We start from the raw sequence: 20,155 nt of genomic DNA, 5'->3' as shown, positions 1-20,155 counted from the left end.
CGGGCGTGCGGGCGTACGCTTGTCGCCAGGATCCGCACCCGCCCACCGGGAACATCTGCCGCGCCGGCGGGGTTGGGTCCTGCGAAGAACGTTCGTCTTCCGTCAGGAGTGCTCATGAGCGAGACCACCGAGGTCGCCACGCACGGCGTGAACCTCACCGACGTCGCGGCGGACAAGGTTCGCAGCCTGCTCGAGCAGGAGGGTCGTGACGACCTGCGCCTGCGCGTGGCCGTGCAGCCCGGCGGCTGCTCCGGCCTCATCTACCAGCTGTACTTCGACGAGCGCCTGCTCGACGGTGACGCGGTGCGCGACTACGACGGCGTCGAGGTCGTCGTGGACCGCATGTCGGTGCCGTACCTCGAGGGCGCGACGATCGACTTCGCGGACACCATCGAGAAGCAGGGCTTCACGATCGACAACCCGAACGCGGGCAGCGCCTGCGCGTGCGGCGGCTCCTTCAGCTGACGCCTCGGACCTGGTCCGACGACGGCCCGTTCCTCGCCTCGGCGAGCGAGCGGGCCTTCGTCGTCCCTGCGGTCCTCGTCGTCCTTGCGGGTGCTCCCGTCAGACCACGCCGAGGCTCGCGCGCAGCTCCGCGACGACGCCCGGCAGCACGGCCAGGAAGTCGGTGACGTCCTGCGCCGTGGTGGCGTGGTGCAGCGCCACGCGCACGTTGCCCTGGGTGAGCGCGCCCATGGCGGCGAGCACGTGCGACGGCTCCAGGGTGCTCGACGAGCACGCCGAGCCCGAGCCGACCGCGAAGCCGTGGCGGTCCAGCTCGGAGACGATCGCCTCACCGTCCACGTACAGGCACGAGAACGTCAGCACGTGGGGGAGCCGGTGCACCGGGTCGCCGACGACGTCGACATCGGGGACGCGCGCCGCGACCGTCGCGCGGATCGTGTCGACGAGCGGGCGCAGCCGCTGGTCCTCCTCGCGCGCGGCCGCGACCGCGTCCTGCAGCGCGACCGCCGCGGCGAGCGCCGCGGGGACCGACACACCGCCCGGGAACCATCGGTCCTCGTCCTGCGGCCAGTCCGGTGCACGCCGCACGCCCGTGCGCGTGACCAGCACGCCGAGACCACCTGGGCCGCCCCAGTCACCCGGGTCCGCTGCGAGCACGTCCCACGACGATCCCGTGGGCACGTGTCCCACGCTCGCGCCGGCGTCGACGAGCAGCGGCACACCCGCCGCGCGCGCGGCGGCGTGCACCGCGTCGAGGGGCTGGAGCGTGCCGACCTCCCCGTTCGCGTGCTGCAGCGCGGCGAGCGCGACGCCCGGCGCGCGCAGTGCGGCCGCGAGAGCGTCGGGGTCGACCGCGCCCGACCGGTCGACCGGCACGGTGACGTGCTCGCCGGCCGAGCGTTGCGTGACGAAGTCCGCCGCGTGCAGGACGGCGGCGCGCTCCACGGCGCTCGTGACCACGTCCGCGCCGACGCGGCGCCGCCCGCGCGCGACCATGAGCACCGCGGCGTGCAGCGCGGCGGTGTGCGACCCGGCGAGGTCGACGTCCTGCGTCCGTGCGCCGAGCGCACCCGCGATCGCCTCCCGCGCGCCGTCGAGCAGCGCGCGGGCGCGGCGGCCCTCGGCGTGCAGACGGCGCGGGTCGGCCCAACCCTGGTCCAGCGCCTCGACGAACGCGGCGCGCGCACTCGGACGCAGGGGAGCGCGCCCGCCGGCGTCGAGCACCACGCGCCGCGGGGCAGCGGGGCCAGCGCTGAGGTCGTCGTCCACGGCGCCACGCTAGCGGGAGGCGGCGTGGACACCCGTGCACACGTGCACGGGTGGTCGGCCGCAGGGGGTGGCACGGCGGGCGGCAGGGTCGAGCGAGTGTGACGGTGCTGACACGGCGTCGTCATCGCGCGCCGCGAGCGACCAGCAGGGCGGTTCGCGCGCTAGGCTGCACGAGTCGAGGACGAAGGTCCCAGGTGCGTGACGCCCTCGCGGGCGCCGCGGATCGGGGACGCGAGCGAGAGGTCCCCCGTTGCACCCGGAAACCCCCCGCCGGACGCGGCGCCCGGCCCTGAAGTGGGCAGGCATCGCGGCCGTCGCAGCTGTCGCACTGAGCGGATGCTCCGAGCAGGTCGAGCGCGGCTGGCTGCCCGGCAGCTCTGACGCCGAGGTCACGAACCAGACGGGCCGCATCACCGACCTGTGGGTCGGCTCGTGGATCGCGGCGCTCGTCGTCGGCCTCATCACGTGGGGCCTGATGCTCTGGTGCGTCGCCGTGTACCGCAAGCGCAAGTCGGACGACGTGCTGCCCGTCCAGCTCCGCTACCACGTGCCGCTCGAGATCATGTACGTGATCCTCCCGATCGTCATGGTCGGCGTGCTGTTCTTCTTCACGAACCGCGACATGACCGAGATCACCGACACGTCCGGCGAGGCCGACGTGCACGTGCAGGCCATCGGCAAGCAGTGGAGCTGGGACTTCAACTACCTCGACGACGACGTGTACGACACGGGCCAGCACGCCCAGAACGTCGGCACGACCGAGGGCGTCCTCGACGACCAGATCACGCTCTACCTGCCCGTCGGCGAGTCCGTCGAGTTCACGCTGGACTCGCGCGACGTCATCCACTCGTTCTGGGTCCCCGCGTTCCTCTACAAGCTGGACATGATCCCGGGCAAGACCAACCACTTCCAGGTCACGCCTCAGCAGGAGGGCCTCTACCGCGGCAAGTGCGCCGAGCTCTGCGGCGAGGAGCACTCCTCGATGCTCTTCAACGTCAAGGTCGTCTCGCGCGAGGAGTACGACGCGCACATCGACGAGCTCCGTGCCAAGGGGCAGACCGGTGCGCTCGGGCTCGAGTACAGCCGCAAGCAGGACCTGAACAGCGCGACGCAGGAGGACGAGAACTGATGGCCGCGGTCGTGGAGAACATCCCGGGCCTGGCGCCGTCGCGCCAGGGTCTCGGTCGCACCGTGGTCAAGTGGGTCACCTCCACCGACCACAAGACGATCGGGTACATGTACCTGATCACGAGCTTCGTGTGGTTCATCGTCGGAGGCCTGCTGGCGCTGCTGATCCGCGCCGAGCTCTTCACGCCGGGAATGGACCTGTTCCAGTCCAAGGAGCAGTACAACCAGGCGTTCACGATGCACGGCACGATCATGCTGCTGCTGTTCGCGACGCCGCTGTTCGCGGGCTTCGCGAACGTCATCATGCCGCTGCAGATCGGCGCGCCCGACGTGGCGTTCCCGCGCCTGAACATGTTCGCGTTCTGGCTGTTCTTCTTCGGCGGGCTCATCGCCGCCGCCGGCTTCCTCACGCCGCAGGGCGCCGCCTCGTTCGGCTGGTTCGCCTACGCGCCGCTGTCCAACACCGTGTACTCGCCGGGGCTCGGCGGTGACCTGTGGGTGTTCGGCCTCGCGCTCGGTGGCTTCGGCACCATCCTCGGTGCGGTCAACTTCATCACCACGATCGTCACGATGCGCGCGCCCGGCATGACGATGTTCCGGATGCCGATCTTCACGTGGAACACCCTCGTGACGTCGCTGCTCGTGCTCATGGCGTTCCCGCCGCTGGCCGCCGCGCTGTTCGCGCTGGGTGCCGACCGCCGCCTCGGCGCGCAGGTCTTCAACCCGGACAACGGCGGCGCGCTGCTCTGGCAGCACCTGTTCTGGTTCTTCGGGCACCCCGAGGTCTACATCATCGCCCTGCCGTTCTTCGGCATCGTCACCGAGATCCTGCCGGTGTTCAGCCGCAAGCCGATCTTCGGCTACAAGGGCCTCGTCTACGCGACCATCGCGATCGCCGCGCTGTCCGTCACCGTGTGGGCCCACCACATGTACGTGACCGGGTCGGTCCTGCTGCCGTTCTTCGCGTTCATGACGATGCTGATCGCGGTGCCGACCGGCGTGAAGTTCTTCAACTGGATCGGCACGATGTGGCGCGGGAAGCTCACGTTCGAGACCCCGATGCTCTGGACCATCGGCTTCCTCGTGACGTTCCTGTTCGGCGGTCTGACGGGCATCATCCTGTCCAGCCCGGCGCTCGACTTCCACCTGTCCGACACGTACTTCGTGGTCGCGCACTTCCACTACGTGGTGTTCGGGACCGTCGTGTTCGCGATGTTCGCGGGCTTCTACTTCTGGTGGCCCAAGTTCACCGGGAAGATGCTCGACGAGCGCCTGGGCAAGATCCACTTCTGGACGCTGTTCATCGGCTTCCACACGACGTTCCTGGTGCAGCACTGGCTCGGCGTCGTCGGCATGCCGCGTCGTTACGCGGACTACGCCGAGGCGGACGGGTTCACGTGGATGAACCAGCTGTCGACCGTCGGCGCGGTGATCCTCGGCGCCTCGATGCTGCCGTTCTTCTGGAACGTCTACACCACCGCGCGCAACGCGCCGAAGGTGACCGTCGACGACCCGTGGGGCTTCGGCGCCTCGCTCGAGTGGGCCACGTCCTGCCCGCCGCCGCGGCACAACTTCACCTCGCTGCCGCGCATCCGCTCGGAGCGCCCCGCGTTCGACCTGCACCACCCCGAGGTCGCCGCGATGGACTTCGTCGAGCCCGACCCGGGTCCGCTCGACTGGGAGGCCCAGCGCACCGGTGAGACCAGCACGGCCGCCGAGCGTGTCGCCAACGGCACCGGTGAGCCCGAGCAGTCCACGACCGAGATCGTCGACGAGCCGCGCACCAACCCGAACGAGGAGGGGACGAAGTGAAGCTCGAGGCCAAGCTCTTCGGCTACGGGATCGCGTTCTTCGTCCCGGTCGGGCTCGTCTACGCGCTGTGGAGCGACGGTGAGCCGGTCGGTACCGTCGCCATCCCGCTCGTCGGTGGCCTCGTGGGCATGATCGGCGCGTACTTCGCGCTCCTCGCCCGCCGCATCGACCCGCGCCCCGAGGACGACGAGCACGGCGAGATCGAGCAGGGCGCCGGCGACCAGGGCGTGTACGCCCCGTGGTCGTGGTGGCCGCTCGCGATCGGTGCCGCGTCCGCGATCGTGTTCCTCGGCCTCGCGGTCGGCTGGTGGCTCGTCTTCATCGGGGTCGCGGTCGGCGTGGTCGGGCTCGTCGGCTGGGTGTTCGAGTTCTCCCGCGGACAGCACGCGCACTGACCTCCAGCCACGTGCACTGACAGCACACCACAGCTCACGAGGCCCGACCGGCACAGCCGGCCGGGCCTCGTCGTCTCTCCGTCGAACCCTGCGAGTCCGCGGTGCCACGGCGCGGAGTGCTGCCGACCCCGTGGTTGCTCCGGCGCAGCGGTCCGTCACCCGGAGGATCCGCGGGGTCGTCGCGCGGCGTGCTGCCGAGCCCGTGGTTACTCCGGCTCTGCGGTCCGTAACCCGGAGGGTCCGCGGGGTCGTGATGCGGCGTGTGCCGACCCCGTGGTTGCTCCGGCTTACCGGCCGCTTGCCCGGAGGAATCGCGGGGTCGTTGCGTCTGCGCGTCGCTGCGGACGCGGCCAGGGGTGTGCGGGTATGCCGAAGGCCGCCACGCAGGGCGTGACGGCCTTCGGCGGGAGGGTGTCAGACGGCCGGGACGATGAGGCCCGAGGTCTGCGAGCGGGCGCGCTCGAAGCGCGACGCGGCGTCCGCCCAGTTGACGATGTTCCACCACGCCTTGACGTAGTCCGCCTTGACGTTGACGTAGTCCAGGTAGAACGCGTGCTCCCACATGTCGAGCACCACGATCGGGACGAGGCCGAGCGGGAAGTTGCTCTGCTGGTCGTAGAGCTGGAAGATCGCGAGCTTCTGCCCGATCGAGTCCCAACCGAGGATCGACCAGCCGGAGCCCTGGATGCCCACGGCGTTGGCGGCGAAGTGCTTCTGGAAGCCGTCGAAGGACCCGAAGAACTCGTCGATGGCTGCCGCGAGCTCGCCCGTCGGCTTGTCGCCGCCCTCGGGGGACAGGTTCTGCCAGAAGACCGAGTGGTTCACGTGCCCACCCAGGTTGAACGCGAGGTTCTTCTCGTGGAGGTTGACCGCACCGAGGTCACCGGACTCGCGAGCCTCGGCCAGCTTCTCGAGCGCCGTGTTGGCACCGGTGACGTAGGCGGCGTGGTGCTTGTCGTGGTGCAGCTCCATGATCCGGCCGGAGATGTGCGGCTCGAGCGCCGCGTAGTCGTACGGCAGGTCCGGAAGCGTGTAGTCAGCCATGCGTGAGTACCTCTCCTGCGTCGCGCGGGGGCGAGTGGCTCCCGCTGGGTACGAGTAGGGCGGCCCGCCGGAGTGGCGAGCCGCCCGACCCGGTCAACTCTGGTCCGGGATCAGTGATTCCGCTCGTCGGCGGCCGTCTCGGATGCTGGAGCCCCGGCGCCGACCTGCGCGGGGACCCCGTGCGGGGTCTCGACGGCGTGGTCGTCGTGGTGGCCGTGCGCGGCGTGGGCCGCGGCGAGCTCGGCAGGTGTGACGGGCTCGACCCGGTCCTCGTAGAACAGCTGCGAGAGCCGCTGCCGCAGACGGTCCGCCTTGTAGCCCTTGCGACGCACGCCGCGCGAGTCCTCGGCCGGCTCGATCTCGAGCGGGCGGATGGCCTCGTGCTGCACCCGCAGCCAGCGCTCGTGCGCGTCGAGCGGCTTGTGGACCTCGATGTACTCACCCGACGCGTAGCGGACGATGCGACCCGTCTCGTGACCGTGGAGCACGAGCTCACGGTCCTTGCGCTGCAGGCCGAGGCAGATCCGCTTGGTGATCAGGAACGCGAGCCACGGGCCGACGAAGATCAGCACCCGGAACGCCCACGTGATGTCGTTGATCGACATGTGGAAGTGGGTCGCGATGAGGTCGTTCGAGCCCGCCAGCACGAGAATGCCGAACGCGACGAGGAGCGAGACACCGAACGCCGTACGGAACGGGCGGTTGCGCGGGCGGTCCAGCACGTGGTGCTCGCTCTTGTCGCCGGTCGCGAACGCCTCGATGAACGGGTACGCGCCCAGGAGCGTGAACAGGATGCCCGGCACGATCATCGCCGGGATGATCACGTTCAGGCTCAGCGTGTAGCTGCCGAGCATGATCTCGGTGCCGCCCGGCATCAGTCGCAGGGACCCTTCGAGGAACAGCATGTACCAGTCGGGCTGGGCGCCCGCGGACACGGGGGACGGGTCGTACGGCCCGTAGTTCCACACGGGGTTGATCGACATCGTGCCCGCCATGAGGGCGATCACGCCGAACACCACGAAGAAGTTGAAGAGCAGCTTGCCGGCGTACGCCGGGAGTGCCGGGTAGCCCACCACGTTGGTGTTGCTGCGGCCCGAGCCCGGGTACTGGGTGTGCTTGTGCATCACCATGAGGAACAGGTGCAGGCCGATGAGAGCGAGGATCAGGCCCGGCACCAGCAGGATGTGCACGGTGAACAGGCGGGGGATCAGGTCGGTCCCCGGGAACTCGCCGCCGAAGATGAAGTACGACAGGTAGGACCCGATGATCGGGATCGCCTTGACGACGCCGTCGGTGATGCGCAGGCCGTTGCCGGACAGGACGTCGTCCGGGAGCGAGTAGCCCGAGAACCCGGCCGCGAGGCCCAGGATCAGCAGCACGAAGCCGACGACCCAGTTGATCTCACGCGGCTTGCGGAACGCGCCCGTGAAGAAGACGCGGAACATGTGGACGACGATCGACGCCATGAAGATCAGCGCCGCCCAGTGGTGGATCTGCCGCATGAGCAGACCGCCGCGGACCTCGAACGACAGGCGCAGCGTCGAGGAGAACGCCTCGGACATCTCCACGCCGTTCATCGAGGGCCACGGGCCCTCGTAGTGCGTCTCGGCCATGCTCGGCACGAAGAACAGCGTCAGGAACACGCCCGAGATGAGCAGCGTGACGAAGCTGTAGAGCGCGATCTCGCCGAGGAAGAAGGACCAGTGGTCCGGGAACACCTTGCGCGCGAAGAACTTGACCGCATTGCCGACGCCGGTGCGCTGGTCGAGGTAGTCCGCTGTCGCTCCCGCGGCCTTCGCGCCGCGGGACGGGGCCGTCTTGAGGTCGCTCACTTGGTCGCACGCTCCCAGAAGCTCGGGCCGATGGGCTCGGCGAAGTCGCCCTGCGCGACGAGGTAGCCCTCGTCGTCCACGGTGATCGGCAGCTGCGGCAGGGGACGCTTCGCGGGGCCGAAGACGACCTTGCAGCTGTCCGCCACGTCGAACGTCGACTGGTGGCACGGGCACAGCAGGTGGTGGGTCTGCTGCTCGTACAGCGCCACGGGGCACCCGACGTGCGTGCAGATCTTCGAGTAGGCGACGATGCCGTCGTGCGACCAGGTCTCGCCCTCGGGCGACTGGTCGGACTTGAGGTCGCGCGGGTCGAGCCGCACGAGCAGGACGACGGCCTTGGCCTTCTCGTCGAGCTTGCCCTCGTGCAGGTCCTCGAGGCTCTCGGGGATGACGTGCCAGACGTCGCCGATCGTCACGTCCGACGCCTTGATCGGGCGGCCGGTCGGGTCGGTCGCGAGGCGCGTGCCCTTCTTCCAGATCGTGTGCTTGAACTTGCGCACGTTCCAGTCCTCGCCGACGTTGCCGATCAGCGGGACGAGGAGGGACAGCGGGAACAGGGCGAGCGCGGTGACGCCTGCGCCGATGATCGCGCCGCGACGCGTCAGGCCGGAGTCCTCGCCGCCGTCCTTGAGCATCTGGACGGCGATCTCGCGGGTCTCGTCGGACGAGCGGATCTCGTGCCGCTCCTCGACGTACTCGCGGTTGCTCATGAGGAGCTTGATGTAGTAGTTGCCACCGATGCCGATGCCGAGGAGGCACACGGCGAGGCCGACGCCCAGCACGAGGTTCGACAGCCGCATCGAGCCCACGGTGTCGCCCGGGGGGAGCGCGAAGTACGCCCAGACGACGGCGATCGTGCCGAGGATCGACAGCGTGAGCAGCAGGAGGACCTGACGCTCGACGCGCTTGGTGACCCGGGGGTCCACGTCCGCCTGACGCGGCTTGTGCTCGTGCAGCCCGGGGTTCTCGAACCGCGCGGGCGGCTGAGCCTGACCGCCGGGGACGCTGAGCTCCTGGTGGGAGTCGTGGGGGGTGCTCACGAGGACTTCGCTCCGATCCAGACAGAGAGGCCCAGCAGCAGGCCGAGGCCGACGACCCAGGCCCACAGGCCCTCGCTCACGGGGCCGAGCGAGCCGAGGTCGAGACCGCCCGGGGAGCCGTTGCCCTGCTCGTCGATGAACGCGATGATGTCGCGCTTCTCCTCGGGCGTGAGGTTGGCGTCGTTGAACACCGGCATCGACTGCGGACCCGTGAGCATCGCCTCGTACAGGTGCGTCGGCGTCGTGCCCCACAGGTTCGGGGCGAACTTGCCCTGCGAGAGCGCGCCGCCCGCGCCGATGGCGTTGTGGCACATCGCGCAGTTGGTGCGGAAGAGCGCCATGCCGGACGCCGAGTCGCCGAGCGCGGGGTCGACCATCTCGGACGTCGGGATGGACGGGCCCGCGCCGAGCGACGCGACGTAGGCCGCGAGCTGCGCGATCTGCTCGTCCGTGAACTGCACGGGCTTCGCCTGGGCCTGCGGGCCGCTCATCTGCATCGGCATGCGACCGGTGCCGACCTGGAAGTCGACGGCGGCGGCGCCCACGCCGATCAGCGACGGTGCGCTGTCGGTGCCGGCCGCGGACGGTCCGTGGCAGGTGGAGCAGTTGGCCTGGAACAGCTTCTCGCCGGCGGCGATGTCGTCAGCGGTCGCGGTCTTCGTGGCGGCCTGGGCCGACGAAGGGGCGACCACGGCGTACACCGCACCGACCAGCAGCAGCGCCAGCAGGAGCAGCAAGGCCGGTGCGCGCCGGTCGTGCCTGCGGGCTGCGAGTGCCTTCACGGATCGATCCTCGTCTCGCAAGTAAGGGGGCAGGGGCGGTGCTGCGTCAGCGCAGCAGGTAGATGACCGCGAACAGCGCGATCCAGACGACGTCGACGAAGTGCCAGTAGTACGAGGTCACGATCGCCGTCGTCGCCTCGTGGTGCCCGAACCGCTTGGCCGAGAACGAGCGGCCGAGCAGGAACAGGAAGGCGATGAGGCCGCCCACGACGTGCAGGCCGTGGAAGCCGGTCGTCAGGTAGAACACGGAGCCGTAGGCGCTGGACGAGATCGTCAGGCCCTCGTGCACCAGCTCGGCGTACTCGAAGACCTGGCCGCCGATGAAGAAGGCGCCCATGAGGTACGTGAGCGTCATCCACTCGTTCATGCCCCAGCGGTTGACCTGCAGGAGCGAGCCGCTCCGCACGGGCTGGAAGCGCTCGGCGGCCCACACGCCCATCTGGCACGTCACCGACGACAGCACCAGGACGGTCGTGTTGATCGCCGCGAAGGTGAGGTTGAGCTTGGCGGTCTGCTCCGCGAACTCCTCGGGCACGGCAGCGCGCACGGTGAAGTACATGGCGAAGAGTCCGGCGAAGAACATGAGCTCGCTGGCGAGCCACACGATCGTGCCGACCGAGACGGGGTTCGGTCGGTTGACGCTCACGTGGGGGGCAGAGCGAGGGGCAGCCGTTGCGGTCGACACGCTGGCCATTATGGCCGATGCGGCGTCCGCATGGGTCATTGGGCCCAGGCGCGGCGGGCGGTAAATGTCACATCGTCATGAACTCCCGGCGTGTCGGGCCGTGCGTCCGTCCGGTGGAGCCGCTGCGCGCGTCCCGTGCGGACCCGGTGAACAGGCGGCGACGGGGTCTCGCGAGGACCTGCGGGCCGGTCCGGGCGCCCGCCGCCCCGCCGGGGTCGTCGTGTCCCGCGTCACGCCGTGCCAAGATGCGTTCGACGCACGTCGACGACGAGTGAGGAAGCACCATGAGCACCGCCCAGGACCAGGCCGCCGCGACCCCCGGACCGCGGATCGTCCTCTACAGCGACGACGTGGACGTGCGCGCCCAGGTGCGGCTCGCGCTCGGTCCGCGCCTGCAGCACGGGGCCCCCGCGATCGACTGGATCGAGACCGCGACCCCCGCGGCGGTCGTCGCCGCGACCGAGGCCGGCGGCGTCGACCTGCTCGTGCTCGACGGCGAGGCCGACAAGCTCGGCGGCATGGGTCTGGGTCGCCAGCTGAAGGAGGAGGTCTACCGCTGCCCTCCGGTGCTGGTGCTGACCGGCCGCCCGCAGGACGCGTGGCTCGCGTCGTGGTCGAACGCCGACGCGACCGTCAGCCGGCCCCTCGACCCGCTGGAGCTGCACCGCACGGTCGTCGAGCTGCTCGCCGCGCAGGCCGTCGCCGGATGAGCCCCGCCGCCACGTGGCCGGACCTCCTGACGGGTCTCGTCGCCGGTCAGGACCTCACCGCGCAGCAGGCGTCATGGGCGATGGACGAGATCATGCGCGGCGAGGCGTCGCCGGTGCAGATCGCGGGGTTCCTCGTGGGCCTGCGGGCCAAGGGTGAGACCGTCGACGAGCTCACCGGGCTCGCCGAGACCATGCTCGCGCACGCCCACCGCATCGAGGTGCCCGGCCGGACGGTCGACATCGTCGGCACGGGCGGCGACCGCGCGCACACCGTCAACATCTCGACGATGGCGTCCCTCGTCATCGCGGGCACGGGGCTGCGCGTCGTCAAGCACGGCAACCGGGCCGCGTCGTCCTCGTCGGGCTCCGCGGACGTCCTCGAGCAGCTCGGGATCCGCCTGGACCACACGCCCGAGCGCGTCGCGCAGATCGCGGCCGAGGCGGGCATCACGTTCTGCTTCGCGCAGGTGTTCCACCCGTCCTTCCGGCACACCGCCGTGGCGCGCGCCGGTCTGGGCATCGCCACGGCCTTCAACTTCCTCGGTCCGCTGACGAACCCGGCGCAGCCACCGGCGGCCGCGATCGGCGTCGGGGACGGGCGGATGGGGCCGCTCATCGCGGGCGTGCTCGCGCGTCGCGGCGTCAGCGCGCTCGTGTTCCGCGGCGAGGACGGCCTCGACGAGATCGCCCCGACGGCCCCGACCCGCATCTGGCACGTGTCCGACGGTGAGGTTGTCGAGCACGTCGTCGACTGGGCTGACCTCGGGGTCGCGCGCGTCGAGCTGGCGGAGCTGCGCGGCGCCGACGCGGGCTACAACGCCGGCGTCGCCCGTGCACTGCTCGACGGCGCGCCGGGACCGGTGCGCGAGACCGTGCTGCTCAACGCGGCGGCCGCGCTCGTCGCGGACGGCACGCTGCCCGGGACGGGCGAGGGCACGCTCCTCGAGCGTCTGACCGCGGGCGTGGAGCACGCACGCGCGTCCGTCGACTCGGGGGCCGCGCGGGAGTCGCTGGAGCGCTGGCGGCGCGCGAGCGCCTGATCACGCGGCAGACGCGACCGGGGAGCGCCGGGCGGCGTCAGTCCTCGAGCCCCAGCGCGAACGCCTGGTCGAGGTCGTGCTGGCTGTAGGTGCGGAACGCGATGTAGGTCTGCGTGCGCAGCACGCCCTCGACCTTGCTGACCCTGTCGGCGATGACGTCGGCGAGGTCGTCGTGCTCGCGCACGCGGACGAGGGCGATGAGGTCCACCTCGCCGGTCACCGAGTAGACCTCGCTGACGCCGCGGATGTCGGCGATCTGCGAGGCGACCTCGGGGATCCGGGCGGCGTCGGTCTCGATGAGGACGATGGCGGTCAGCATGGCGCCATCATGCCGCGCACCGGTCAGGCCGTGCGCGGCATCACGCCCGGCGCGTCGGCCACCGCGCGTGCGAGGTCCACGGGCGTCGTGCCGTCGGCGGAGGGCCGCAGAGCGACCTCGGCGCTCGCCACGTCGTGGCCCGCGACCGCGGCGGCGTGCGCGGCGATCGCGGCCGCCGGCTCGACGTCGCCGAGCGCCGTGCGCACCGGGAGCGCCCAGACGCCCACGACGTCGACGATGCGGACGCCCGGACGCTCGAGCCAGTCGAGCACGAGGTCTGCCTCCTCGGGGTGCGCGGCTGCCGCCGGGGGCACAGGTGCCGGGACGTGCTCGGCGGTGGCGCGCAGCGTCGCGATGGTGGGCCGCGGGTCCGTGGCGCGGTCGACGCGGGCCGTCGCGGCGAGCCGGCCGTGGCAGACCAGGACGATCTCCCAGCCCCCGTCGTCGCTGCGGCGCGCCGCGACCACTTCGGCACACCGCGCGACGGGGCCGACCCGCTGCGCGCGAGCGGCACCGCGCAGGAACGCGCCCAGCCGGTCGCGCACGGTGGCGGCCTCCTCGTAGCGCTGCTGCGCGACGAGCGCGTCGATCCGCTCGGCGTGCGCCCCGACGACGGGCGCGGGGTCGCCCAGCATGGCGGAGCGCACACGGTCGGTGACGGCCGCGTACCCGGTGGCGTCCTGCCCGCCGACGCAGGGCGCACCGCACCGGCCCATGTCGGCGAGCGCGCACGCGGACGTGCCGGGGGTGGCGACGAGCGGCAGGCGGCGCGTGCACTGCCGCACCGGGAAGGACTCGTGCAGCGCCTCGAGCGCGAGCTGCGCGGACGACTGCGAGCCGAACGGGCCGATGTAGGCGGCGCCCGGCTCGTCGCGCACCTCGCGCACCACGGACAGGCGGGGGTAGGGCTCGCTCGTCAGCCGGACCCACGGCATCCGCTCGGGGAACCGCGAGCGACGGTTGTAGCGCGGCGAGTGCTCGGCGATGAGCCGCAGCTCGCGCACCCGCGCCTCCAGCGGCGTCGCGCAGACCACGGGGTCGACGCGCTCGGCGATGCGCACCATCTCCTGGATGCGACCACGCTTCTCCGACGACGTGAAGTACGAGCGCACGCGCGTGCGCAACGACGTCGTCGAGGTCCCGACGTACAGGACCTCCTCGTTCGGGCCGCGGAACAGGTAGACACCGGGCGCGTCGGGCAGCCCGTCGGCGAGCGTGCGCTTGCGCCGGACCTCCTGGGGGACCGGGTCGGTCGCGGTCGCGAGATCCTCGAGGTGCGTGACGCCCAGCGGGCCGAGGCGTCCGAGCAGCGCGTGGAGCACGTCGACCGTCGCGCGCGCGTCCTCGAGCGCGCGGTGGTTCGGCGTCACCCGCGCCCCGAACAGTGCCGCGAGCGTCCCGAGCTTGTGGTTGGGGGCCTCGTCGCGGGTCACGACGCGGCGCGCGAGGCGCACCGTGTCGACCACCCGGTAGCCGGGCCACGGATGACCCGTGCGCGCGGCCGCGGCCCGGAGGAACCCGACGTCGAACGGCGCGTTGTGCGCGACGAGGACGCTGCCGCGGGCGAACTCCAGGAACGAGGGCAGGACCTCCTCGACGGGCGGGGCGCCGACGAGCATCGACGACGTGATGCCGGTGAGGACCTGGATGAACGGGGGCACGGGGCCGCCGGGGTCCACCAGGGTCTGGAACTCGCCGAGCACCTCGCCGCCGCGCACCTTGACCGCACCGATCTCCGTGATGCCGCACTCCGCGGGCGTGCCGCCCGTCGTCTCGAGATCGACGACCACGAACGTCACCTCGGAGAGCGGCGTGCCGATCTCGTCGAGCGCGAGCTGCACGGGCGCCGGCCCGCCCGCGCCCGGCGTCGCACCGGGTCCCGGCACCGGGTCCCCGACCCAGACGGGTCGCAGGCGGTGCAGGCTCGAGCGCATGTCCCGGACCGTACCCCCGCGCTCCGACACGCCCCGCCGGGCGTGCGCCGCGTGTCGCGTCCCGGTCGGCTCCCGACGACGCGCCCGCGGACTGCGCGCGTGCCCCCGAGGCGCGGCCTAGGGTGACGCCATGGTGGTCGACGCGCAGGTCCCGGCGTCGCTGCGGGCCGAGCTCGTCGCGGTCGCCGCCCGCACGCTCGCGGGGTACGACCCGAGCGCGGTCCCGCCGTCGCTGCGGCGCGTCGCGGCGTTCGCCCCGGCGAAGCGCGCGTCCGCGGGTGCCGTCCCGTTGTGGTCCGCGCTGGACGACGAGCACTTCCGCTCGCGCGCCGCGCGCACGTGGGCGGGTGAGCACCCGGACCTCGCGGCCGCGCTGGGCGCGCCCGCGAGACCCCACGAGCCGGACGACGAGCCCGGCGACCAGCCGGAACACGAGCCCGACGACGTGCCCGGCGACCAGCCGGAGCACGAGCCCGACCGTGAGCAGGACCGTGAGCCGCAGGGGCCGCCCGTCGCGGCCCCTGCGCCGTCCCTCGCTGCCGCGGCCGGGGCGTGGCTGCTGGGCGCCGACTGGCGCGCGCTGCTGCCGTCCACCGCGACCGCACCGCACCGCACCGGCCCCGCCACGCCGCCCGACGCGGCCGCGCGCGCCCGGGACGAGCTCGAACGCGTGCGTGCCGAGCGCGACGCCGCACTCGAGGAGCTGGCCACGCTGCGCAAGCAGGCGCGCAGGCTCCGCTCGGACGCCGACCGCGCGCGTGCGGAGGGACGTCGCGCGCTCGAGCAGGCCGCCGAGGAGCTCGCGCAGGCCCGTGCCGCGCGTGACGAGGCGGCGACCGCGCTCGAGGTGGCGGGTGACGAGCGACGAGCGGCCGACGCGGAGCGGACCGCGGCGCGCGCGGAGCTGCGGGTGGCCCGCAAGCTCGCCGACGCGCGCGTGCGGCTGCTGCTGGACACGATCGTCGACGCGGCGAGCGGGTTGCGCACGGAGCTGGCGCTCCCACCGGCGAGCGAGCTGCCCGCGGACCTCGTCGCACCGGCGCAGGAGGCTGCCCCCGCGCGGCTGGGGTCGCGCGGGCGGCACGTCGACGACCCCGGGCTGCTCGACGAGCTGCTGCGGCAGCCGCGCGCGCACCTCGTCGTCGACGGGTACAACGTCACGAAGACGGGGTACGCCGAGCTCACGCTGGAGCGGCAGCGACGCATGCTCGTCGACGGCCTCGCGGGCCTCGCGACGCGCACCGGGGCGGAGGTCACGTGCTGCTTCGACGGTCGCCCGACGCCGCTCGCACCGGGCACGCTCGCCCACGGCGTGCGGGTGCGGTTCTCGGTGGGGGAGATCGCCGACGACCTCATCCGTCGGCTGGTGCAGGCCGAGCCGACCGGACGTGTGGTGGTCGTCGTCACGAGCGACCAGGAGGTGGCGCGCGACGTCGAGGCGCGGGGTGCGTACGTGGTGCCGTCGGCCACGCTCGTCGCACGGCTGCGGCACGCCTGAGCGACCGGCGCCACGCGCGGGCGCCAGGCGTGTCCCGGGCGTGTCGGAGGTCGGCCCTAGCGTCCGGCTCATGATCATCGACTGCGAGGGGTGCACCGCCCGCCCGGCCGCCTGCGCCGACTGCGTCGTCACGTTCGTCCTCGAGGTGCCCCGCCGGCGCGGCGCCGAGCGCACCGGCGGTGGGGACGCGGCCGCGCGGGTCGGCCCGCCGGCGTTCGAGCTCGACGAGGCGGAGCGGGCGGCCCTGGGCACGTTGTCCGACCTGCGGCTGGTGCCGCCGCTGCGCATGGCCGAGGGCGGCTGACGCGCGAGGCAGGACGACGGGTGCGACGACGACGGGTGCGACGACGAGGGTTGCGACGACGACGGGCGGGCGGGAGGTCCGTGGGACCTCGCCGCCCGCCCGTCGTCAGTGCACCCGACGCGCGGCGCCGTCAGCCGACGTCGTGCCCGCCGGTCGTCGGGTCGTACAGCGCCTCGACGTCCGCCGCGAAGTCCTTGAGGACGACCGCGCGCTTCACGCTGAGCTTCGGCGTGAGGTACCCGTTCGCGATGGTGAGGTCGGTGTCGAGGATGCGGTAGCGGCGGATCGACTCGGCACGCGAGACGGCCTTGTTCGCGCGCGCGACGGCCTTGTCGATCGAGGCGAGGACGTCGGGGTCCTGCGCGGCCTCCTCGAGCGTGAGGGCGGGCTTGCCGTGCGCGGTCAGCCAGCCGGGGACGCCCTCGGGGTCGAGCGTGACGAGCGCCCCGATGTAGGCGCGCTGGTCGCCCACGACGACGACCTGGCTGATCAGCGGGTGCCCACGCAGCCGGTCCTCCAGCACCGCGGGCGCGACGTTCTTGCCGCCGGCGGTCACGATGATCTCCTTCTTGCGGCCCGTGATGGCCAGGAAGCCCTCGTCGTCGAGCGAGCCGAGGTCGCCGGTGCGGAACCAGCCGTCCGAGAGGGACTCCGTGGTCGCCGCCTCGTTGGCGTGGTAGCCGCGGAACACCTGGATGCCCTTGACCTCGACCTCGCCGTCGTCGGCGATGCGCACGGACGTGCCGGGCAGCGGCACGCCGACGGTCCCGATCTTCGTCCGGGAGGGCAGGTTGACCGTGGCGGGCGCGGTCGTCTCGGTGAGGCCGTAGCCCTCGAGGACGTTGAGCCCCACGCCCCGGTAGAAGTGCCCGAGCCGCTCGCCGAGCGGCGCGCCCCCCGAGATCGCCCACCGTGCCTGCCCGCCGAGCAGCGCCCGGATCTTGTGCAGGACGAGCACGTCGGCGACCTTGTGCTGCAGGCGCAGCCACGGGCTGGGGCCCTTGGGGTCGTCGAGCGCACGCGAGTAGACGATCGAGGTCTTGGCGGCGCGCTGGAAGATCGCGGCCTTGCCGCCCGCGGCGGCCTTCTGCTCGGCGCCGTTGTAGACCTTCTCGAACACGCGGGGGACCGCGAGCACGAACGTCGGCCGGAAGCTGCCGAGGTCCTCGAGCAGCGTGCGCGTGTCGGACGAGTGGCCGAGCACCGCGCCCGCGGGGATGCACAGCACGTGGATGAACCGCGCGAACACGTGCGCCATGGGGAGGAACAGCAGCGTGCGCGCGCCCGGGTCGGAGACGACCTCCTTGAGCCCCTCGACCGCGTTGACGGTGAGCTCGTAGAAGTTGCCGTGCGTCAGCTCGACGCCCTTGGGGCGACCGGTCGTGCCCGAGGTGTAGATCACGGTCGCGACGCTCGAGAGCTCGGCGGACGACCGGCGGCGCGCGACCTCGTCGTCGGCGACCTGGGCACCCGCGGCGACCAGCGTCTCGATCGCGCCCGCGTCGATCGTCAGCACCTCGCGGAGCCCGGGCGCCTCGGCGCGGACCTCGTCGACCGTCGCCGCGTTCGCCTCGTTCTCGACGACGAGCACGCTGACGTCGGCGTCCGTGAGGATCCAGGACACCTGCTCGGCCGAGGACGTCTCGTAGATCGGCACCGGGATGGCGCCGGCCGCCCAGATCGCCCAGTCGAGCAGCGTCCACTCGTAGCGGGTGCGCGACATGATGCCGACGCGGTCGCCCGGTTCGACGCCCTTGGCGACCAGGCCCTTCGCGACGGCCACGATCTCGGCGTCGAGCTCGCGTGCGGTGATCGGGATCCAGGGGCCGCTCTGCTCCGTCTTGTGCTCGACGACGACGCCGTCCGGGTCCGCGGCGAGGCGCTCGGCGAACAGGTCGTTGAGGTTGCGGTCAGGCGCGATCTCGACGAGCAGAGGTGTGCTGTACTCGACCATTCTGGCTCCATTGGCAGTGGCGACGGGTCCGACGAGGATACGGGACGTCCGTCCAGGTGGTCGGCCTCCGGCGCGCGTTAGCCTCACGAGGTCGCCCGGACGGACTCACGCACGACCCCCCGCGGGTTGGCGCTAGCGTGGGGGCGCCGGGGATGCGCCGTCAACGCGTCCGCCGAGGCCTCGCAGCACGCGGCCGCACACCACCGACCACGGCTCCTGCCGTGGCCGCAGCACACACTCATCGGGAGCACGAGACGCATGCACGCCATCGGGGTGGACATCGGCGGGACGAAGATCGCCGTCGGTGTGGTCGACGACGAGGGTCGGATCCTGGCGCAGACGCGACGTGACACCGAGCCCGACGACGTCGCGAGCATCGACGCGGCGATCGCGGACGCGTACGCCGAGCTCGCGGTCGAGCACAAGGTCGGCGCGATCGGCCTCGCCGCTGCGGGCTTCGTCGCGGCGGACCGCTCGGGTGTGCTGTTCGCGCCGAACATCGCGTGGCGTGACTACCCGCTGCGGGACCGGATCGCCGCGCTCGTCGAGGACAAGGTCGAGATCGTCGTCGAGAACGACGCGAACGCCGCGGGCTGGGCCGAGTTCCGGTTCGGCGCGGCGCGCGACGTGGACGACATGCTGACCCTGACGATCGGCACGGGCCTCGGCGGTGCGGTGGTCTCCAACGGCGCGCTGGTGCGTGGCTTCGCGGGTGTCGCGGCCGAGGTCGGCCACATGCGGGTCGTGCCCGGCGGCCACTACTGCGGCTGCGGGCACGAGGGCTGCTGGGAGCAGTACGCGTCCGGCAGCGCGCTGGTGCGCGACGCGCAGGCGGCCGCGGTCGCCCACCCGGACCGCGCGACCCGCATCCTGGAGCTCGCCGGCGGTTCGGCCGAGAAGATCGTCGGCCCGCACGTGACGCAGGCGGCGCAGGAGGGCGACGAGCTCGCGGTGCACCTGCTCGCGGAGCTCGGCCGGTGGGTGGGGGAGGGCGCGGCGTCCGTCGCGGCGCTGCTCGACCCCGCGATGATCGTGATCGGCGGCGGCGTGGCCGCGGCCGGGGACCTCGTCCTCGAGCCGGCACGCAAGGGGTTCGCGGACCAGCTCTCGGCGCGCGGGCACCGTCCGGAGGCGACCATCGTCGTCGCGTCCATGGGCAACGACGCGGGCATCGTCGGCGCGGCCGACCTCGCCCGCCTCTGACGCCGGTCCGGGGCGGCTAGACGACCGCCCCGTCGTCGTCCTGGCGCTCCCGGCGCTGCGGCATCCGCCACACCAGCACCGCGACGCCCAGGACGAACACGATGCACGCCGCCTGGGCGAGCGCGGCGGGGGCGTCGCGCCACGCGATGAGGATGACGAGCAGGAGCAGGGGCATGCCGGCCGCCGCGAACCAGGCCATCGTGAGGAGCGGGTCCCCGCCGAGCACGGGGCCCGGGTCGGGCGGGACGAAGCCGTCCTGCGCGTCGAGGTCGTCCTCGGCCTCGTCGTACTGCGAGGTGCCGTCCCAGTCGCGTCCGCTGGCGGAGGCGAGCGGGTCGCGCGGCGTGTCTGGGCCCGCAGCGGGGCGGACGACACGCGCGGCGTCGAACGGCGAGTCGACGCCCGGTGCCACCGGGAAGTCGAGGCCGCCCCGGGCCGCGCGCTCCGCCGCGGTCTCGACGTCGCCGAGCTGCGCGACGATGCTCGCCCAGTCGTCGTCGGCGACGGGGGCGTCCGGGTCCGGCCCCGCGGTGCGGCCCGTCGCGTCGTCGTCGGAGGGGTGCGCGGGCGTCCCGTCGGGACGCGCGTCCGCATGCTCGTCGGGTCGCTCGTCGGGTCGCTCGTCGGGTCGGTCGGAGCGAGCAGCCATGAGAGCACTCTAGAGTCGGTCCAGCGGTCCTGGCGGTCCGCACGGGCGGCCGAGGGTCGTCCGGCGGCGGGTGCCGCCGACGGTGCAGGAAG

The 20,155-nt window shown here is 72.4% G+C and carries 19 protein-coding genes; 9 read left to right on the top strand and 10 right to left on the bottom strand.

Annotation, left to right across the window (positions count from 1 at the left end):
* Nucleotides 1–114 precede the first annotated feature (114 nt).
* Nucleotides 115–465: an iron-sulfur cluster insertion protein ErpA gene (gene erpA, locus CBP52_RS06035; RefSeq protein ID WP_094182205.1), complete on the top strand. Its 351-nt coding sequence runs from the start codon at nucleotides 115–117 to the stop codon at nucleotides 463–465.
* Nucleotides 466–564: 99 nt separating this feature from the next.
* Here erpA and CBP52_RS06030 read toward each other — a convergent pair whose 3' ends face one another.
* Nucleotides 565–1,734, bottom strand: coding sequence for a cysteine desulfurase family protein (locus CBP52_RS06030; RefSeq protein ID WP_232514679.1), 1,170 nt, complete (start codon nucleotides 1,732–1,734; stop codon nucleotides 565–567).
* Between the two features lie 250 nt (nucleotides 1,735–1,984).
* Here CBP52_RS06030 and coxB point away from each other — a divergent pair, with 250 nt between their 5' ends.
* Genes coxB through CBP52_RS06015 form a run of 3 tightly spaced genes read left to right on the top strand, consistent with a single transcriptional unit; the run spans nucleotide 1,985 to nucleotide 5,069 of the window.
* Nucleotides 1,985–2,863 carry a cytochrome c oxidase subunit II gene (gene coxB, locus CBP52_RS06025; protein WP_094180229.1) on the top strand — a complete coding sequence of 293 codons (879 nt, stop codon included), beginning with the start codon at nucleotides 1,985–1,987 and terminating at the stop codon, nucleotides 2,861–2,863.
* Nucleotides 2,863–4,674 carry a cytochrome c oxidase subunit I gene (gene ctaD / locus CBP52_RS06020; RefSeq protein WP_094180228.1) on the top strand — a complete coding sequence of 604 codons (1,812 nt, stop codon included), beginning with the start codon at nucleotides 2,863–2,865 and terminating at the stop codon, nucleotides 4,672–4,674. The genes coxB and ctaD overlap by 1 nt, the downstream gene beginning before the upstream one ends.
* Nucleotides 4,671–5,069: a cytochrome c oxidase subunit 4 gene (locus CBP52_RS06015; RefSeq protein ID WP_094180227.1), complete on the top strand. Its 399-nt coding sequence runs from the start codon at nucleotides 4,671–4,673 to the stop codon at nucleotides 5,067–5,069. The genes ctaD and CBP52_RS06015 overlap by 4 nt, the downstream gene beginning before the upstream one ends.
* A 414-nt stretch (nucleotides 5,070–5,483) precedes the next feature.
* Here CBP52_RS06015 and CBP52_RS06010 read toward each other — a convergent pair whose 3' ends face one another.
* The 5 genes from CBP52_RS06010 to CBP52_RS05990 form a co-directional block, all read right to left on the bottom strand.
* Nucleotides 5,484–6,113 (bottom strand): superoxide dismutase, encoded by a 630-nt coding sequence (locus CBP52_RS06010; RefSeq protein ID WP_094180226.1) that lies wholly within the window; start codon nucleotides 6,111–6,113, stop codon nucleotides 5,484–5,486.
* Between the two features lie 110 nt (nucleotides 6,114–6,223).
* Nucleotides 6,224–7,945, bottom strand: a complete 1,722-nt coding sequence (locus CBP52_RS06005; RefSeq protein ID WP_094180225.1) for a cytochrome bc complex cytochrome b subunit — start codon at nucleotides 7,943–7,945, stop codon at nucleotides 6,224–6,226.
* The gene (locus tag CBP52_RS06000) at nucleotides 7,942–8,985 is read right to left on the bottom strand and encodes a ubiquinol-cytochrome c reductase iron-sulfur subunit (protein WP_094180224.1); all 1,044 of its coding nucleotides are present in this window, start codon (nucleotides 8,983–8,985) and stop codon (nucleotides 7,942–7,944) included. The genes CBP52_RS06005 and CBP52_RS06000 overlap by 4 nt, the downstream gene beginning before the upstream one ends.
* Nucleotides 8,982–9,767, bottom strand: a complete 786-nt coding sequence (locus CBP52_RS05995) for a c-type cytochrome (RefSeq protein WP_094180223.1) — start codon at nucleotides 9,765–9,767, stop codon at nucleotides 8,982–8,984. The genes CBP52_RS06000 and CBP52_RS05995 overlap by 4 nt, the downstream gene beginning before the upstream one ends.
* A 46-nt stretch (nucleotides 9,768–9,813) precedes the next feature.
* A complete protein-coding gene (locus tag CBP52_RS05990) occupies nucleotides 9,814–10,461 on the bottom strand; it encodes a heme-copper oxidase subunit III (protein ID WP_094180222.1) in 648 nt (215 codons plus the stop codon).
* 275 nt (nucleotides 10,462–10,736) lie between these two features.
* On the opposite strand from CBP52_RS05990, the gene CBP52_RS05985 reads away from it, so the two are divergent.
* Nucleotides 10,737–11,162, top strand: a complete 426-nt coding sequence (locus CBP52_RS05985) for a response regulator transcription factor (protein WP_094180221.1) — start codon at nucleotides 10,737–10,739, stop codon at nucleotides 11,160–11,162.
* Complete coding sequence (gene trpD, locus CBP52_RS05980) at nucleotides 11,159–12,202, top strand: anthranilate phosphoribosyltransferase (protein WP_094180220.1); 1,044 nt, start codon at nucleotides 11,159–11,161, stop codon at nucleotides 12,200–12,202. Before CBP52_RS05985 ends, trpD begins: the two co-directional genes overlap by 4 nt.
* 37 nt (nucleotides 12,203–12,239) lie before the next feature.
* Here trpD and CBP52_RS05975 read toward each other — a convergent pair whose 3' ends face one another.
* Complete coding sequence (locus CBP52_RS05975; RefSeq protein ID WP_094180219.1) at nucleotides 12,240–12,521, bottom strand: Lrp/AsnC family transcriptional regulator; 282 nt, start codon at nucleotides 12,519–12,521, stop codon at nucleotides 12,240–12,242.
* A 23-nt stretch (nucleotides 12,522–12,544) separates the two neighbouring features.
* A complete protein-coding gene (locus tag CBP52_RS05970) occupies nucleotides 12,545–14,455 on the bottom strand; it encodes a DEDD exonuclease domain-containing protein (protein WP_094180218.1) in 1,911 nt (636 codons plus the stop codon).
* A gap of 130 nt (nucleotides 14,456–14,585) precedes the next feature.
* Here CBP52_RS05970 and CBP52_RS05965 point away from each other — a divergent pair, with 130 nt between their 5' ends.
* Nucleotides 14,586–15,953, top strand: coding sequence for an NYN domain-containing protein (locus CBP52_RS05965; RefSeq protein WP_094180217.1), 1,368 nt, complete (start codon nucleotides 14,586–14,588; stop codon nucleotides 15,951–15,953).
* A gap of 70 nt (nucleotides 15,954–16,023) precedes the next feature.
* On the top strand, nucleotides 16,024–16,257 hold the full coding sequence (locus CBP52_RS05960; RefSeq protein WP_094180216.1) for a hypothetical protein: 234 nt from the start codon (nucleotides 16,024–16,026) through the stop codon (nucleotides 16,255–16,257).
* Between the two features lie 130 nt (nucleotides 16,258–16,387).
* Here CBP52_RS05960 and CBP52_RS05955 read toward each other — a convergent pair whose 3' ends face one another.
* Nucleotides 16,388–18,211 carry a long-chain fatty acid--CoA ligase gene (locus CBP52_RS05955; RefSeq protein WP_094180215.1) on the bottom strand — a complete coding sequence of 608 codons (1,824 nt, stop codon included), beginning with the start codon at nucleotides 18,209–18,211 and terminating at the stop codon, nucleotides 16,388–16,390.
* A gap of 258 nt (nucleotides 18,212–18,469) precedes the next feature.
* On the opposite strand from CBP52_RS05955, the gene CBP52_RS05950 reads away from it, so the two are divergent.
* Nucleotides 18,470–19,414 carry an ROK family glucokinase gene (locus CBP52_RS05950; protein WP_094180214.1) on the top strand — a complete coding sequence of 315 codons (945 nt, stop codon included), beginning with the start codon at nucleotides 18,470–18,472 and terminating at the stop codon, nucleotides 19,412–19,414.
* Between the two features lie 16 nt (nucleotides 19,415–19,430).
* On the opposite strand, the gene CBP52_RS05945 is transcribed toward CBP52_RS05950, so the two are convergent.
* Entirely contained in the window at nucleotides 19,431–20,063 is a 633-nt protein-coding gene (locus tag CBP52_RS05945) for a hypothetical protein (protein WP_094180213.1), read from the bottom strand.
* Nucleotides 20,064–20,155 lie beyond the last annotated feature (92 nt).

Origin of the sequence: Cellulomonas sp. PSBB021 (genome assembly GCF_002240455.1) — a bacterium.
In the GTDB taxonomy this organism is placed as follows: domain Bacteria; phylum Actinomycetota; class Actinomycetes; order Actinomycetales; family Cellulomonadaceae; genus Cellulomonas; species Cellulomonas uda.
Note: the sequence above shows the minus strand (reverse complement) of the source record. Positions and strands in the feature narration are given on the sequence as shown.

Excerpts from the sequence above, each read along its gene's own strand:
- erpA (WP_094182205.1), top strand. The coding sequence starts at position 115 with ATGAGCGAGACCACCGAGGTCGCCACGCACGGCGTGAACCTCACCGAC.
- ctaD (WP_094180228.1), top strand. The coding sequence starts at position 2,863 with ATGGCCGCGGTCGTGGAGAACATCCCGGGCCTGGCGCCGTCGCGCCAG.
- CBP52_RS06010 (WP_094180226.1), bottom strand. The coding sequence starts at position 6,113 with ATGGCTGACTACACGCTTCCGGACCTGCCGTACGACTACGCGGCGCTC.
- CBP52_RS05990 (WP_094180222.1), bottom strand. The coding sequence starts at position 10,461 with ATGGCCAGCGTGTCGACCGCAACGGCTGCCCCTCGCTCTGCCCCCCAC.
- CBP52_RS05985 (WP_094180221.1), top strand. The coding sequence starts at position 10,737 with ATGAGCACCGCCCAGGACCAGGCCGCCGCGACCCCCGGACCGCGGATC.
- trpD (WP_094180220.1), top strand. The coding sequence starts at position 11,159 with ATGAGCCCCGCCGCCACGTGGCCGGACCTCCTGACGGGTCTCGTCGCC.
- CBP52_RS05975 (WP_094180219.1), bottom strand. The coding sequence starts at position 12,521 with ATGCTGACCGCCATCGTCCTCATCGAGACCGACGCCGCCCGGATCCCC.
- CBP52_RS05970 (WP_094180218.1), bottom strand. The coding sequence starts at position 14,455 with ATGCGCTCGAGCCTGCACCGCCTGCGACCCGTCTGGGTCGGGGACCCG.
- CBP52_RS05965 (WP_094180217.1), top strand. The coding sequence starts at position 14,586 with ATGGTGGTCGACGCGCAGGTCCCGGCGTCGCTGCGGGCCGAGCTCGTC.
- CBP52_RS05960 (WP_094180216.1), top strand. The coding sequence starts at position 16,024 with ATGATCATCGACTGCGAGGGGTGCACCGCCCGCCCGGCCGCCTGCGCC.
- CBP52_RS05955 (WP_094180215.1), bottom strand. The coding sequence starts at position 18,211 with ATGGTCGAGTACAGCACACCTCTGCTCGTCGAGATCGCGCCTGACCGC.
- CBP52_RS05950 (WP_094180214.1), top strand. The coding sequence starts at position 18,470 with ATGCACGCCATCGGGGTGGACATCGGCGGGACGAAGATCGCCGTCGGT.
- CBP52_RS05945 (WP_094180213.1), bottom strand. The coding sequence starts at position 20,063 with ATGGCTGCTCGCTCCGACCGACCCGACGAGCGACCCGACGAGCGACCC.